General features: G+C 71.3%; 14 protein-coding genes. 6 read left to right on the top strand and 8 right to left on the bottom strand.

Annotated features, from left to right (window positions below):
- The first annotated feature begins 99 nt into the window (after positions 1-99).
- The gene (locus NAF06_RS14300; protein WP_008586596.1) at positions 100-1,368 is read left to right on the top strand and encodes a saccharopine dehydrogenase family protein; all 1,269 of its coding nucleotides are present in this window, start codon (positions 100-102) and stop codon (positions 1,366-1,368) included.
- Between the two features lie 90 nt (positions 1,369-1,458).
- On the opposite strand, the gene NAF06_RS14295 is transcribed toward NAF06_RS14300, so the two are convergent.
- The 3 genes from NAF06_RS14295 to NAF06_RS14285 form a co-directional block, all read right to left on the bottom strand.
- Positions 1,459-2,379, bottom strand: coding sequence for an NAD(P)/FAD-dependent oxidoreductase (locus NAF06_RS14295; RefSeq protein WP_008586598.1), 921 nt, complete (start codon positions 2,377-2,379; stop codon positions 1,459-1,461).
- Between the two features lie 44 nt (positions 2,380-2,423).
- Entirely contained in the window at positions 2,424-3,434 is a 1,011-nt protein-coding gene (locus NAF06_RS14290) for an arsenic resistance protein (protein ID WP_008586601.1), read from the bottom strand.
- A gap of 295 nt (positions 3,435-3,729) precedes the next feature.
- Positions 3,730-4,701 carry a phosphoadenosine phosphosulfate reductase family protein gene (locus tag NAF06_RS14285; protein ID WP_008586603.1) on the bottom strand — a complete coding sequence of 324 codons (972 nt, stop codon included), beginning with the start codon at positions 4,699-4,701 and terminating at the stop codon, positions 3,730-3,732.
- 126 nt (positions 4,702-4,827) lie between these two features.
- On the opposite strand from NAF06_RS14285, the gene NAF06_RS14280 reads away from it, so the two are divergent.
- A complete protein-coding gene (locus tag NAF06_RS14280) occupies positions 4,828-6,171 on the top strand; it encodes an alkaline phosphatase family protein (RefSeq protein ID WP_008586604.1) in 1,344 nt (447 codons plus the stop codon).
- Positions 6,172-6,204: 33 nt separating this feature from the next.
- On the opposite strand, the gene NAF06_RS14275 is transcribed toward NAF06_RS14280, so the two are convergent.
- The 3 genes from NAF06_RS14275 to NAF06_RS14265 are packed head-to-tail and all read right to left on the bottom strand — an operon-like array spanning position 6,205 to position 9,451.
- A complete protein-coding gene (locus tag NAF06_RS14275) occupies positions 6,205-7,536 on the bottom strand; it encodes a PQQ-binding-like beta-propeller repeat protein (RefSeq protein WP_008586607.1) in 1,332 nt (443 codons plus the stop codon).
- On the bottom strand, positions 7,533-8,651 hold the full coding sequence (locus NAF06_RS14270) for a M48 family metalloprotease (protein WP_008586610.1): 1,119 nt from the start codon (positions 8,649-8,651) through the stop codon (positions 7,533-7,535). Before NAF06_RS14270 ends, NAF06_RS14275 begins: the two co-directional genes overlap by 4 nt.
- A gap of 32 nt (positions 8,652-8,683) precedes the next feature.
- Entirely contained in the window at positions 8,684-9,451 is a 768-nt protein-coding gene (locus NAF06_RS14265) for a hypothetical protein (protein ID WP_008586612.1), read from the bottom strand.
- 106 nt (positions 9,452-9,557) lie between these two features.
- On the opposite strand from NAF06_RS14265, the gene NAF06_RS14260 reads away from it, so the two are divergent.
- The gene (locus tag NAF06_RS14260; protein WP_008586613.1) at positions 9,558-10,106 is read left to right on the top strand and encodes a TIGR04206 family protein; all 549 of its coding nucleotides are present in this window, start codon (positions 9,558-9,560) and stop codon (positions 10,104-10,106) included.
- A gap of 48 nt (positions 10,107-10,154) precedes the next feature.
- A complete protein-coding gene (locus NAF06_RS14255; protein WP_008586615.1) occupies positions 10,155-11,075 on the top strand; it encodes a ZIP family metal transporter in 921 nt (306 codons plus the stop codon).
- Between the two features lie 33 nt (positions 11,076-11,108).
- Here NAF06_RS14255 and aroC read toward each other — a convergent pair whose 3' ends face one another.
- Positions 11,109-12,296, bottom strand: coding sequence for a chorismate synthase (gene aroC / locus NAF06_RS14250; RefSeq protein WP_008586617.1), 1,188 nt, complete (start codon positions 12,294-12,296; stop codon positions 11,109-11,111).
- 111 nt (positions 12,297-12,407) lie between these two features.
- A complete protein-coding gene (locus NAF06_RS14245) occupies positions 12,408-13,538 on the bottom strand; it encodes a S1C family serine protease (protein ID WP_008586620.1) in 1,131 nt (376 codons plus the stop codon).
- A 136-nt stretch (positions 13,539-13,674) separates the two neighbouring features.
- On the opposite strand from NAF06_RS14245, the gene NAF06_RS14240 reads away from it, so the two are divergent.
- A complete protein-coding gene (locus tag NAF06_RS14240) occupies positions 13,675-13,896 on the top strand; it encodes a hypothetical protein (protein ID WP_006628365.1) in 222 nt (73 codons plus the stop codon).
- Positions 13,897-13,993: 97 nt separating this feature from the next.
- A complete protein-coding gene (locus NAF06_RS14235; RefSeq protein WP_008586623.1) occupies positions 13,994-14,770 on the top strand; it encodes an enoyl-CoA hydratase/isomerase family protein in 777 nt (258 codons plus the stop codon).
- The last annotated feature ends 277 nt before the right edge of the window (positions 14,771-15,047 follow it).

Genomic DNA, 15,047 nt, shown 5'->3' with positions numbered 1-15,047 from the left:
CGAACCGAGTCAGCGTCGAGTCAGCGCGTCGGCCGCGCGCGCATGGCGGGAGGCCCGCGACCCCGGGAGTTTAGCGCGGTCGCCGCGTAGGGTCGGTGAATGACCGACGCCGATCCGACGTACGACGTTGTGGTGTGGGGAGCGACCGGAGTCGCGGGCCGGTTCACCGCCGAGTACCTCACCGAGCGGTACGGGCCGGAGGAGCTCTCGCTGGCCGTCGGCGGCCGGAACCGGGGAAAGCTCGACGCGCTCGTCTCCGACCTCGCCCGTCGCGGCGACGCGTGGGACGACGTGCCCGTCGTCGTGGGCGACGCGACGGACCCCGAGAGCCTGCGGGCGATCGCCCGCGACGCGCGCGTCGTCTGTACGACGGTCGGGCCGTACACGAAGTACGGCTCGCCGCTGGTCGAGGCCTGCGTCGAGACCGGGACGGACTACTGCGATCTCACCGGCGAAGTGAACTGGACCCGCGAGATGGTCGACCGGTTCCACGAGGCGGCGGTCGACGCCGGTGCCCGGATCGTCCACGGCTGCGGGTTCGACTCCGTGCCCGCCGACATCGGGACGCTGCTCGTCCAGTCGTTCGCGTCGGAGGCGTTCGACGAGCCCTGCGAGACGGTGCGGATCTACCTCGAAGGCGGCAGCGGGGGCGTCAGCGGCGGCACGCTGGCGAGCTTCGGCGAGTTGTTCGAGGCGGCCGCGACCGACCCGCTCGCCCGGGAGACGCTCCGGAACCCCTACTCGCTGGCCCCGAGCGGCGAGCGGAGCGGCGTCGATCCGGGCGCGCAGCGGTGGCCGCGGACGGACCCGCTGCGCGGCGGCTGGACGGCCCCGTCGCCGATGGCGGCGGTGAACGAGCGCGTGGTGCGCCGGAGCAACGCGCTGCTCGGCTACCCGTGGGGCCGCGAGTTCCGGTGTACCGAGGTCGTCCCGACCGGGGAGGGCCTCGGGGGCGCGGCCGCCGCCGGACTCGTCGCCGGCGGGCTGGGCGCGTTCACCGCCGCCATGTCCGTCGGGCCGGTGCGCTCGGCGCTCCGCCGGTACGCCTTCCCGGACCCCGGCGAGGGGCCGACCAGGGAGGAGGCCGAGAACGGTCACTTTCGGATCCGGGTCCTCGGACGCGGCACCGCCGCGGACGGGTCCTTCACGGTCGAGGCCGAGTTCGGTGCCGACCGCGACCCCGGCTACGGCGCGACCGCGCGGATGCTCGGCGAGTCCGCGGTGTGTCTGGCTCGCGACGAGGTTGACTCCCCGTTCGACGGGGGCGTGTTGACCCCGGCCTCGGGCATCGGGCTCCCGCTCGCGGAGCGACTCCGCGAGGTCGGCTTCACCGCGTCGGCCGGCGACGCGGCGGAGAGCGAGCGCTGAACCGACCGTCGGTTCTGCGCCCCCGTCCCCTGCGTACAGCCGGAGCCACCGACCCGAGGGGGCTCGGACGACACTCGGCGAGCGAGCTTCTCAGGCCGGCTGCGAGTCCAGCTTCTTGTAGTCGATGTAGTCCGCGCCGCGGAGCTCCTCGAGCAGGTTGATCGCCGCGCGGGCGCCCTCGCCGATGGAGGTCGCGATCTGCTGGTGACCGCCGGTGACGTCGCCCGCCGCGTACACCCGGTCGACCGGGGTCGACTGGTCGGAATCGGTGACCACGTCGTCGCCGTCGACGGGGACGCCGAGCATCTCCGCGAGGTCCGTGCCCCCGGCGGTGCCTAACGCGACGAACAGCCCGTCGACCGGGATCTCGTCGCCGTCCCGGGTCACCACGGATTCGAGGGTCTCGTCGCCGACGAGCCGGTCGAGGTCGTCGGTGACGACCGGAATCTCCGCCTCGGCGACTCGCTCCCTGAGCTCCTCGTCGGCCTCGAACGGGGACCCGTTGGTGAGGATCCGGACGTCGTCGGTGTAGTCGAGCAGCATCAGCGCCTCCGTCGCGGCGTAGTTGTCGGTCCCCACGACCGCGACGGGGCTGTCGCGGTAGAAGTACGCGTCGCACTCGACGCAGTAGGAGACCCCGTGACCCTCGTACGGCTCGACGTCCGCGATGGCCGGCCGCTCGTAGTTCGCGCCCGTCGCGATGATCACGCCGTCGACGGTGTACTCGTCGACCGTCGTCTCCACGCGGTACCGATCGTCGTCGGGTTCGATCCGAACGACTTCCTCCTCGACGATTTCGGCGCCGTATTTTTGCGCGTGTTCCCGGCCCAGATCGACGAGTTCCGGGCCGGTAACACCCCCCGGAAACCCGTAGACGTTCTCCATCGTGTCCACGTCGCGGGTCGTCCCGCCCCCGTCGTCGAACACGAGCGTTCGCCTGTCCGCGCGGGCCGTATAGATGGCCGCGTTCAGTCCCGTCGGTCCGCCGCCGATGATCGCGACATCAGACATTGTATTGTACAATACTCACTATACTAACTTATGAATTCTGGCCCTCACCCCGAGCCGATCCGTCCGACCGCCTCGCGGAGCGACAGCCCCTCATCGACGATGTCTCTCCGGTAGTGCATGTAGACCGCGCCGAGCGGCGGCTGGATGACGTACGCCAGCGCGATCGGCAGCACCGCGCCGGCAGGCACCGCGTCCGCAGCGACGACGATCGCCAGCGCGATCGACAGGTTTCGCATGCTGGTCGCGTACACGAGCGCGACGCCGCGGCTCGGGTCGAGCAGCGTCCGTCCCGCGATCGCGGCGACGCCGAGGACCGCCGCGTAAAACACCGCCAGCGGGACGACCGTCACCGCCGACGCGATCGGATCCGCGAGGATCTGACCGGACCGCATCGTCATCGCGACGAACACGATCAGCATCACGCCGAACGACGACAGTCCGCCGAACAACGGTTTCAGGCGCTTGAACCCCGCCGCGGAATACCGCCGGAGCAACAGCCATCGAGTGGCCGTCCCGGCGACCATCGGGACGACCACCACCTGCGCGAGCTGTCGGTACAGCGCCGAGGGGTCGAAGCCGATGTCGGCGGGCACGAGCACCGACAGGTACGCCGGGAGGATCACGATCGCCGCTAGCAGATTGACCGCCATCGCGACCAGCGCCGACTCGAGGTCGCCGTCGGCGAGGCCGGTCCACGCCGCGGTCATCCCCGAAGTCGGGATGAGCGCGATGAAGTACAGTCCGACGGCGTACTCGACGTCGCCGCCGAAGAACCCCCGCGACAGGGCGACCGCGAACAGCGGCGCCGCCCCGAAGTTGATCAGCAGGCTCAACCCCACTGGACCGGCGTGGTCGCGGACGTTGATCACTTCCCGGAGATCGATGTTGACAATCATCGGGTAGATCATCAGGAACAGGATCGGGACGACCGCGGCCCGGAAAACCGCCTTCGTCCCCGATCCCGCGACCTGGCCGAAGGCCAGCCCGGCGACCAGCGAGGTGACGACGACGTAGATGAGATTCTCCTTGATTCCGGTGAGGAGTGCGCGGATCATCGCTTTGGCCTAAGCGGTTCGCGATGCTGGCGGTTACGGCGGCGACACACTTGGTCTCGTATGACGAGGGTTAGCGCTGTCATCTCTCGGGCAGTCGGTCAGCCGTCCGTCGATCGGTCCGAAACGACCTCGCTGACTATTCGAGATCACGTGGGGCGCAGACAAAAATGTATGGTTGTAACAATTCTATGAACACGAGCGAACGAAAACGGTCGTTATCGTGCGGCGACGTACCGACGGCCGAACGGTTCCGGAAAAAGCTCAACCTCCGAGAGACCTCGACCCGGTCGCGCGGTTACATGTAGCCGAGGTCGCGCAGCCGCTCCATCAAGTCTTCTTTGTCCTGGGCGCGGCCGGCGCGCTCGGTCGTCCCTTCGAGGTCCTGGAGCCACGCGGGCTCTTCGGTCGTCTTGTCCGTGGAGACCTCGCTGCCGAGCGAGCGGAAGCCGGCGAAGTACTTCGGCGAGATGGGGACGTCCTCCTGCGTGACGCCCTCGGGGAGGTCGTCGTCGGCCTGCGGGACGTACCCCTCGTCGGGGAACGCCGCGACGCTGTCCGGCACGACGAAGTTCCAGAACGCCTCCCACACGTCGGCCTCGGCGAACTGGAGGATGGGCTGGATGCGGTCGTGCGGCGGGAACAGATCGGGGTCGTGACGCGGCGAGAAGAACGTCTCGTCGGCGCGGGCCTCCTGTTCGTCCCAGCGGACGCCGGAGATGACGCCGTCGATGTCGTACGCTTCGAGGGCGTCGTTCAAGGCGACCGTCTTCAGCAGGTGGTTCCCGACGTAGGTGTCGAGCAGGAACGGGAAGGTGTCCTCCTCGTATTCGAGGATCTCCCGAATGTGGTGCTGGTTGTGCTCAGACAGCGCGTCGACCGGGATGTCGTCGCCGGGTTCGAGCCCGTGCTCCTCGACGTACGCCCCCACGTCGTCGTTGCGGGCGTACACCAGCTCGATCTCCCACTCGTCGGCCCAGTACTCGACGAAGTCGGTGATCGAGTCGAAGTGCTGGAAGTGGTCGATGAACACCGCGGTCGGCTTCTCGTAGCCGTACTCCTCGGCGACCTGGTTGATGAAGTACAGCGTCAGCGTGGAGTCCTTCCCGCCCGTCCACATCACCGCGGGGTTGTCGTACTGTTCGAGCCCGCGGCGGGTGACCTCGACCGCCTTCTCGATTTTGTGCTGGATCGACGGGTAGTCGTCGGGGTCCTCCCCTTCCCCGTCGGTGTAATCGACGTCGACGCTCGCCGGGAAGTCGTCGCTCATACGCCGGAACTGTCGCCGTCAGGGCCAATAGGCCTTCTGAATCCGCCCCACTCGCCGGCACACCGAGCAGACGGCGGAATTCGCCGGAACACAAGGGATATGACCGCCGCCGCGGAACGACCGCCCATGGGCCTGTTCGATCGGCTCCGCGGCGACGACGCCGGGCGCGTCGTCTTCCTCGGGATCGACGGCGTACCGCTCGACCTCGTCGAGGACCACCCCGACGTCTTCGAGAACCTGACCGACATCGCCGAGACCGGCACCGGCGGGCGGTTGGAGAGCATCGTGCCGCCCGAGTCGAGCGCGTGCTGGCCGAGCCTCACGACCGGCGTGAACCCCGGCGAGACGGGCGTGTACGGCTTTCAGGACCGCGAGGTCGACTCCTACGAGACGTACGTCCCGCTCGGTCGCCACGTGAAGGCGACCCGGCTGTGGGACCGCGTCACCGACGCCGGCCGCGACGCGACCGTCCTCAACGTCCCCGTCACGTTCCCGCCGTCGACGCGGGTCCAGCGGATGGTCTCCGGGTTCCTCTCGCCCGACCTGGAGGCGGCCGCGAGCGACGAGTCGGTCCGGGAGACGCTCGACGGCTTCGACTACCGGATCGACGTCAACGCCAAACTCGGCCACGACGACGACAAGACGGCGTTCATCGAGAACGCGCACGCGACGCTGGACGCCCGCTACGAGGCGTTCTCCCACTACCTCGCCGAGGACGACTGGGACCTCTTCTTCGGCGTCTTCATGAGCACCGACCGGGTGAACCACTTCCTGTTCGGCGACTACGTCAACGACGGCGAGTACAAAGAGGAGTTCCTCGAGTTCTACCGCACGCTCGACGACTACCTCGGCGAGATACGCGACGCGCTCGACGACGACACCACCCTGATCGTCGCCTCCGACCACGGATTCACGGAGCTGACCCACGAGGTGAACTGTAACCAGTTCCTCGCCGACGAGGGCTGGCTCTCCTACGAGGACGACGACCACGACTCGCTCGCCGACGTCGACGACGAGACCCGCGCGTACTCGCTCATCCCCGGCCGCTTCTACCTCAACCTCGAAGGCCGCGAGCCGAACGGCGTCGTCCCCGAAGACGAGTACGAGGAGACGCGCGAGGAACTCATCGAGGACCTCGAATCGCTCACCGGACCCGACGGCCGGCAGGTGTGCCGGCGGATCGTCAAAGGCGAGACCGTCTTCGACGGCGACCACGACGGGATCGCGCCGGATCTGGTCGTCATCCCCGCCGACGGGTTCGACCTCAAGTCCGGCTTCGGCGGCAAGGAGGCCGTCTTCACCGAGGGCCCCCGCAACGGGATGCACAAGTTCGAGAACTCGCTGCTGTACGCGACCGAGCCCGACCTCGACCTGACCGACGCGAACCTCTTCGACGTGACGCCGACGGTCCTCGACCTCATGGACGTCGACGTCGACGCCGAGTTCGACGGCGAGAGCCTGCTGGGCTGACGCGCCCCGGTCGGGTCCGCGACCCATCGCTTCCTACCCGAGCGGCGACCACCGGTCGCCCGGAACCGCGCGGAACCCGTACGCCGTGTCGCCGTCGAGGGCGACCAGTCGCCCGCCGAACGCGTACAGCTCCCTCGGCTCGACCCCGTCCGGGAACGGTGCCTCCCACCGCACCGCCCCGCCGACGCCGACGGCGGCCATCCGAGCCTCCGTGCCGGCGTCGCGCTCTCTTCCGATCCCCGCGACGTACGCCCCGCGCTCGTCGACGGCGAGATTCCCTTGCGGTAGGTCCGACTGCTCGAACGCGACCTCGCCCCGTGCGACGTCGACCGAAGCGACCGTCCGTCCGCGCGAGTAGTAGAGCCGCCCCCGACCGGCCTGAACGGCGGTCGAACGGGCGTTCGGTGCGCGCACGTCGAGTGTGAACCGGCGATCGAGGTCCGGGTCGTACCCGCTCATCGACGCGCCCGGGGCACCGGCCACGACGGTCCCGTCGACGACCGCGATCCACTCGTGGCCGGCGTCGACGGCGCGCTCGGCGCGACGATTCCCTCCCCGGTCGTATCCGACGATCGCCGCGTCGGCGTTCCCGTCTCCGGTCGCCGCCGCGATCCCGGGGACGAGTGCCCACACGGTCTCGCCGTCGACCGCGACGCGCAGCGTCAGGTCGGCGGGTTCCCGGCCGCTCCCGTCGGTCCACAGGTCCGAGACCGCGAACGCGCGATCGCCCGTCTCCGCGTCGACGGCCGCGATACCGCGCGACCCGACCGCGACGGCGAGCGCGCCGCTCGCGCGGACGCCGCCGAGGGCCGGCCCGCTCGTCTCGCTCTCCCCGCCCCCGGACACCGACGCGAAATCCACCCGCCACCGGACCGCGTCGTCGTCCGGGCCGTCCGTCGCACCCCCGCCCGTCGTTCCCCCCTCCGCCGGCGATCCGCCGGCGGACTCGTCGCGCGACAGGTCGACCGCCGTCACGCGCCCGCGCTCGACGGGGACGAAGACGGCCCCGCCGCCGACCGCGGGCGAGCCGACGGCCTGCCGCTCGGTCTCGCCGGCGCTCCGGACCGTCCCGTCGGGTTCGAGGACCGAGACGGCGGCGTTCTCGACCTCGCCCCACTCCTCGTCCTCCCAGTCGTAGGTGCGTCCCGACTGGTTCTCGACCACCACCAGTCGGTCGTCGGTGGCCAGGTGCCACCTGTCGGAATCGAACGCGAGGCTCCCGACGCGAAGCGGTTCCCGCCACGTCAGGTCGCCGCCGCCCGGGACGTAGCCGCAGCCGGCGGTCGTCGCCGCGAGCGCGGTCGCCGCGCCCGCGAGGAACCGCCTTCGAGGCGGCGTGTTCGCGGGGTCGCCGTCGCCCGTCACGCCGACTCACCCGCCAGCTCGCGGAGCCGCGCGATCCGCTCCCGGGTCGGGGGATGCGTCTCCGGGAACACGTCCGTGCTCACGAGCTCCTTGTCGCCGAACGCCCGGGCCTCCAGCGGCGCGAGGTACAGCGCCTCCGCGCCGCCGTCGAGCTCCCGGAGGTCCCGGTCCGGCACCCCGGGCATGGCCTCGTCGACGGTCCGGAGCGCGCTCGCCAGCGCGGCGGGCGAGCCGGTGATCTCCGCGGCCCCGCGGTCGGCCGCGTACTCGCGGTACCGCGAGAGCACGCGGTGGATCAGGACGCTCCCGAACCAGAACATCGCGGAGACGGTGAGCGTCAGGAGCGCGCTGACGGTGATCACGACGAGGCCGACCGCGAGGGCCCGACCGTCGCGGTCGCCGCCGCCCCCGCCACCGCCGAACCGGAGGAACTTGACCAGGCCGTAGAGGACGTAGAAGGCGAGCATGGCGACGTAGTGGGTGACCGTCGGCAGCACCCAGGCGACCGTCATCAGGCTCGCGTCGCGGTTCGCCAGATGGGACAGCTCGTGGGCGAGCACGGCGTCGAGCTCCGCGTCGTCGAGCCGGCCGAGGAGTCCGGTCGTGACGACGACGGTGCCGTCGCCCGGCGTCCCGACCGCGAACGCGTTCGGGAGGTCCGTGCGTTTGACCGCCACGTCGGGGTCGGGCACGCCGGCCTGCGCGGCCAGCCGCGTCACCGCGGCGTGGAGTTCGGGGTACTCGTCGGGCGAGACGCGTCGCGCGCCGACCGACCGGAGCACGGTCCGCGGGCCGTACCGGTACTGGACCGCGAGGCCGCCGAGGACGACGACCGCGAGGAAGACGGGATCGACGTACACCTCGCCGGTGTAGGGGCGCTCGGCCGCCCACTCCAGCAGGGGCAGGCCGACCGCGTTGATCAGGAAGACGAACGCGTACACGAACGCGAACGGGAGCGCGACCACCAGCGCGGTCGCGACGAGCATCCGGATCCGGAGCCCGCGGTCGGAGCCGAGCGCGCCGGATCCGTCCGAGGCTCCGGGGGCGGAGCCGGCGGCAGCGTCGTCGGACGCGGACCGGTTGGCGCTCCCGAGCGAGGGGATGGAGGGCGACATCGGGGTTCGGCCGACGGGTTCGACTCCGGGCGTTAAATGCTCTCGGTCGGCGTCGAACACCGCAGACAGAGGATTCCGGTGCCCGCCCAGTTCACGTGGTTCGACCCGCAGTTCGGGCACTCGTGTCCCTCGTTGTTGTACTCCGTCGTCCCGCGGGGCGCGGCGAGGTGACCGTCGTCGACCGCGCGCTCGACCAGTCCCGCGAACCGCTGTTTCTTGAAGCGAGCGCGGTGCGCGAGGAACGCGTCCGGGCGGTCGGGGTCGCTCCCGTGGAGGTCCTCCCACTTGATCGCGATCTCGCCGTCCGCCTGCCCGCGGGCGACCTGCTTTATCGTCGCGGCCGCCGCCTCGAACAGCGGCGTCGTCGCAAGCGCCTGCGGCGAGTCGACGTCGTCGCCCGCGGCCTCGTAGCGCTCGGCCGCGGCGTCGTACGCCGCCGCGGCCCCGTCGAGGCCGCCCGCGACCCGGAAGTCGGCGACGAACTCCGCGAGGCAGGCCGCCTGCCCCGGTCGCTCTAGGACCGTCTCGAAGTCGCGGCTCGCGGCGATTCCCTCGACCGCGCGCTGGGTCGCTCGGCCGTCCGCGCCCGCGACGCGGTACGCGACCGCGGCCGCGAGCAGCTGCTGGAGCCCCTGTCCGACCCATCCCTTCTCGTCGGGTTCGAAGGGACCGACCTCCGGTCGCGGGTCGGCGAGGACGCGCCGCCCGCCGCGGGTGTAGCGGTTCCCCGCGCGCTCGTACTCCCGGTCCGCCAGCGCGTCGACCGCCGCGTCGTAGTGACCGCCGTCGTCGGTGTTCACACGCGCGGTACGGGCGGCGGCGGGTTACGCCTGACGGCGGTCGGGGGATCGACGCGTTCGGCTCCGGGCCCCGACCATACTTACTTCCGGGCCTCGAACCGCTCGTATGGAGAGACCGGACCCCGTCGGGGGATCGAGCGCGGAGTCGTCGTCCTCCGATTCCCGTTCCGGATCGACCAGCAGTCGCGTCGAGTGGCTCCTCGTCGTCGGACTGCTCGCGGTCCCGATGGCCGTCGTCCCCGGCGAGGGCGACGCGACGCTGGTGAGCCTCTGGGGGTTCGTGACGCTCGGCGGGGACGGGGCGTCCGGAGTCACCGGATATCCGGTGTGGGCGTACTTCCTCGACCAGCCGCGGCCGTTCGCGACGCTGCCGCCGTCGATCCGAGCGTGGCCGCTCGCGGTCGGATTCCACCTGATCGCGGCCGCCAGCGCCACGGTCGGGGTCGCGTTCGGGCGCGAGGACCGGCGGGTGACGGGCGGGCTGCTGGCGCTCGCGGCGGCCGCGACCCTGTGGGTCGGAGCGGGGCTGGGCGTGCGCTTCGGCGTCGGCGCGACCGCCGGCTGGCTGGCGGTCCTCCCCGTCGGCGCGCTCGCGACGCTCGCGGTCGGACTCGTCGCGTACGGTGCCGACCTCCGGCGGATCGTCGCGGCGTGACCGACCCGGGTCGGCCCTTTTATCCCCCCGTGCGGGGATGCGGATCCCATGACGACGTTCACGACGATGCTGGCCGTGACGAGCGCCGCCGGCCTCGTCACCGCCCTCGGTGCGGTCCCCGTCTTCTTCCGGGCGCGAGTGACGCACCGCACCTACGACGCCGCGCTCGGACTCGCCGCCGGGCTGATGATCGCCGCCAGCGTGTTCGGCCTCGTGATACCCGGACTGGAGTCGGGGTCCCTGACGGCGGTGATGAGCGGACTGTTCGTCGGCGGGTTCGCCCTGCTCGGCGGCAACTACCTCATTCCGCACCTCCACGCGCAGTACCGGGAGTGGATCCCCGAAGGGGGTGCCACCGGTGCGGACGCTGTGGCGATGGAATTCCCCGCTGCCGATCCGGTCGCGGACGCGACCGACGGCGCGGCGGCGAGCGCGGCGGAGACGACCGAGGGCGCGGAGGGGACCGCCGCCGACGGCGAGGCGACCGAGAGCGAAACCGCGGACGCCGAGCGCGAGTCGACGCTCCGGAAGGCGCTGCTGATCGGCGGGGCGATCACCCTCCACAACGCGCCCGAGGGGCTGGCGATCGGCGTCGCGTTCGCGTCCGGGCTGGACGAGGTCGCGCTGGTGCTCGCGATCGTGATCGGACTCCAGAACGTCCCCGACGGGTTCGCGTTCGCGGTGCCGATGGCCGAGACGGGGATGTCGAGCGCCCGCGTGCTCTGGTACACCGCGCTCTCCGGGTTCGTCCCGCAGGTCGTCGCGTCCGCCTTCGGGTTCTGGCTCGTCGGCCTCTCGACCGGGCTGTTCCCCGTCGCTTCCGGCTTCGCGGCGGGGGCGATGCTCGCGGTCGTGTTCCGCGAACTGATCCCCTCTTCGCACGGCCACAGCCACGCCGACGCCGCGACCGCGGCGTTCCTCGTCGGGTTCGTGCTGCTCGTCGTCGTCGACGCCGTCGTAACGGTGTGAGAGCCGATTTCCGACGGAGAGACGTCGGAACGCCTACTCGTTGTCCGGGCTGCTCGGGTGGTAGTCGGTGTCGTACCGCCCCGGGTTCCCGTCGACCCGGTCGGGGTTGATTCGGCCGGCCAGGAGCATGAAATCGAGGACCGTACAGTACAGCATCGCCTCGACGACGGGGACCGCTCGCGGCGGGAGGACCGGGTCGTGGCGGCCGACGACCTGAACCTCCTTCTCCTCGCCCGTCTCCCAGTCGGCCGAGCGCTGCTTCTTCGGGATCGAGGTCGGCGCGTGCCACGTCGCCTCGCCGTAGATCGGCTCGCCGGTGGTGATGCCGCCCTGAAGCCCGCCGTGGTCGTTGCCGACGGGGACGGGATCGCCCTCGTCGCTCTCGACGTGGTCGAACGACTCGCCGTCGTCGAACGTCCAGTCCTCGTTGCGCTCGCTGCCGGCGACGTCGGTCGCGTCTTTCCCCAGCCCGTACTCGACGCCGGTCGTCGCCGGAATCGAGAACATCGCCTGCCCGAGCCGGGCGGGGAAGCTGTCGAACCGCGGGGAACCGAGTCCGCGCGGGACGCCGCGGCACTCGAAGTAGATGGAGCCGCCGATGGAGTCGCCCCGCTCTTGGTACTCCTCGATCAGCTCCTGCATCTCGGCGGCGGCCTCGGGGTCGGCGCAGCGCACGTCGTTCTCCTCCGAGCGTTCGAGGATCTGCTCGAACGGCACGTCGTCGGCCTCCACGTCGCCGATGCGGTTGACGTGCGCTTTGATCTCGACGTCGTGGTCGGAGGCGTCGAGGACCTGCTCGGCGACCGCGCCCGCCGCGACCCAGTTCACCGTCTCGCGCGCCGAGGAGCGCCCGCCGCCGCCCCAGTTGCGCGTGCCGAACTTCGCGGAGTAGGTGTAGTCGCCGTGCGAGGGGCGCGGCGCGGTGACGTACGGCTCGTACTTCCCCGAGCGCGCGTCCTTGTTCTGAATCACCATGCCGATCGGCGTGCCGGTGGTGTAGCCGTCCTGGACGCCGGAGTTGACGACGACCTCGTCTGGCTCGCCCCGGGAGGTGGTGATCATCGACTGGCCCGGCTTGCGCCGGTCGAGCTGCGCCTGAATGGCCTCCTCGTCGAGCTCGACGCCGGCGGGCACGCCGGAGACGGTGACGCCCATCGCGTCGCCGTGGCTCTCGCCGTAGGTCGTCAGCTGGAAGAGTCGGCCGAACCGGTTCCCGTTCATACCGATACGTGTGGCCGGGGGCATATATGGGTTGCAATCCGCGCAACCGCGCCGGCCGCGGACCCGGTCCCGATCCCGCACACCGCTCCGACCGCCGGCGTCACCCGCCGGTCACGGCTCCGGCCGCTCGCCGAGCGTCACGTCCACCGTCTCCTCGCTCCCGTCGCGGACGATCCCGACCGAGACCGTGTCTCCCGGCCGGGTCTCCAAGGCGAGGTACTGCGAGAGGTCGGCGTTCTCGGCCACCTCGGTGTCGTCGAGCGAAACGATGGTGTCGCCGCCGGTCGGGACGGTCGCGCCCTCGACGGTAGTCTCGCCGCTCGCACCGCGGAGGACGCCGTCGGCGGGGCCGCCGTCGACGACCTCCGTGACGTACACGCCGCGCGCCTCGGGGAGGTCGTTTCCCGCCGCCAGCAGGGGGTCGACCTCCCGGACGCCCACGCCGAGGTAGGAGTGCTCGTAGCTCCCTGAGGCGATAAGTTCCGGCACGACCTCGTTCACCAGCCGCGCCGAGACGCCGAATCCGAGATTCTCGCCCCGGGTCGCGGTTGCGACGCCGACGACGGTCCCGTCGAGGGTGACGATCGGGCCGCCGCTGTTGCCGGGGTTCAGGGCGGCGTCCGTCTGGATCGCGTCCGCGATCGAGAAGCGCCCCCGCGCGGTCGACGAGGCGGGGATCGTCCGGTTCCGGCCGCTGACGATCCCCTGCGTCGCCGACCCCTCCAGTCCCAGGGGCGCGCCGACGACGAGCACCTCCGTGCCGATCTCGGGGAGGTCCGTCGCCACCGGGAGGGGGTCGCCGGGGAGGTCGCCGTCGAGTTCGAGGACCGCGAGGTCGCTGTACGGGTCGCGTCCGACGACGCTCGCGTCCAGCCAGCCGTCGTCCGCGCCCTGTACCCTGACCGTGTCCGGGTCGCCGATGACGTGGTCGTTCGTGACGAGGTGGCGGTCGTCGTAGCGGAAGCCGGATCCCTGTCCGGCCTCCCCGCCCTCCGCGGGACCGAAGACCGTCTCGCGGCTCTCGACGTAGGTCTGGACCCGCGCGACGGACGGCGCGACCGCGTCGTACACCTCCGCGTAGCCCGCGTTCGCCGGGTCGTCGACGGGCGTGTCGGCCGCCGGAGTCGACGCGTCGGTCCCGCCCTCACCGTTCGTCCCGCCGGCCCGCCCGAGGCAGCCGGACGCGGCGGCGGCCCCCGCGATCCCGCCCGCCACGAGGAGTTCGCGTCGAGTGTGTCCCATGTCATCCGACAGGATTCTCGGAGAGTTAAGCGATCTGCCCGTTCGCGCGCCGACGGGGCCGGGGGCGTCGCGTTCGCTCGGCCCCGCTCGGCCCGCAACCGATGGGAGTATGTAACGGGACACCGTTGCTGGAGGCGTGCGCGATCGTCTCACCTCGGACCTCGGCGTGTACGCCCTCTCCGGCCTGTTCTCGCTGCTCGTCTTCGTCATCGCGCTCGGAATCCTCTCGCGGACGCTTCCCGGCGGCCTCGCCAGCCGACAGCTCGGCGGTCTCGTCGTCGGCTACCTGCTGTTCGTCGGCGTGTACACGACGGCGTGGTTCATCTACACCGGGATCGACAGCCGCGAAGAGGTCTGAGCGTGGCCGGGACGGGCGACGACGGGATCGGATCCGCCTGCCCAACGCCGGATCCGCCTGCCGAACCGTTTTCATCCTGCCCTCCGACGGGGCGCGTATGAGCAGCGAGCCAATCACGTTCGACGTCGACGACCGCGGCGTCGCGACGATCACCGTCGACCGACCCGAACAGCTCAACGCGCTCACCGTCGAGACGCTCGAAGCGATCGAGGACGCGGTCGACGAGGCAGCCGACCGCGACGCGCGGGTCCTCGTGATCGCCGGCGCGGGCGACGACGCGTTCGTCGCGGGCGCGGACATCTCCCACATGGTCGACCTCTCGACGCCCGAGGCGCAGGCGTACGCCGAGCTCGGCCACCGCGTCGCGGACGCGATCGAGACGTTCCCCGCGCCGACGGTCGCCGCGATCGACGGGTACGCCTTCGGCGGCGGCTGCGAACTCGCGCTCGCCTGCGACCTCCGGGTCGCGGCCGAGAGCGCGGTGCTCGGACAGACCGAAATCGATCTGGGCATCATCCCCGGCTGGGGCGGCACGCAGCGGCTCCCCGCGCTCGTCGGCGACGAGGTCGCCCGTCGGCTGATCTTCCTCGGCGAGCGGATCGACGCCGCGGAGGCGGCCGAGGTCGGCTTCGTCGGCGAGGTCGTCGCCGACGACGCGTTCGACGACCGGCTCGACGAGCTGGCGGGCGAGCTGGCCGCGAAGCCGGCGACCGCGCTCCGGGCCGCGAAGGAGGCGCTGAACGCGGCCGGCGAGGGGTCGGCGGCAACCGGACTCGCCCTCGAACGACGGTCGTGGGCCGGCCTGTTCGGCACGCACGACCAGCGCGAGGGGATGGAGGCGTTCTTGGAGAAGCGCGAGCCGGAGTTCGAGTAAGACTGTAACTCGTTTCTTGCGCGGTGGCGCGTGCCTGCGAGCGGCCGACAGGCCGCGAGCCAGCACGCGCGAGGGACGCGGTGAGCGCTCGGAGAGCGCGAACCGCGAGGCTGGGGAGGTGTGAGGCTGTGCGGGGCGGGACTCGAAGGGGCGGGCGCGGGGCAGACGCAGGCGACGCAAGGACCGTAACGAAGGAGCGACAGCGACTGAGTGAGGACCGCAGCGAGCGTGCGTCTGCCTCGCGCCCGGGGCTTCGGTGGTGGTCGCGTCGGTCAAT

The organism is Halorubrum hochsteinianum (assembly GCF_023702125.1).
Classification (GTDB): Archaea; Halobacteriota; Halobacteria; order Halobacteriales; family Haloferacaceae; genus Halorubrum; species Halorubrum hochsteinianum.
The sequence above is the reverse complement of the archived record's forward strand: the minus strand, read 5'-3'. Positions and strand labels throughout refer to the sequence as shown.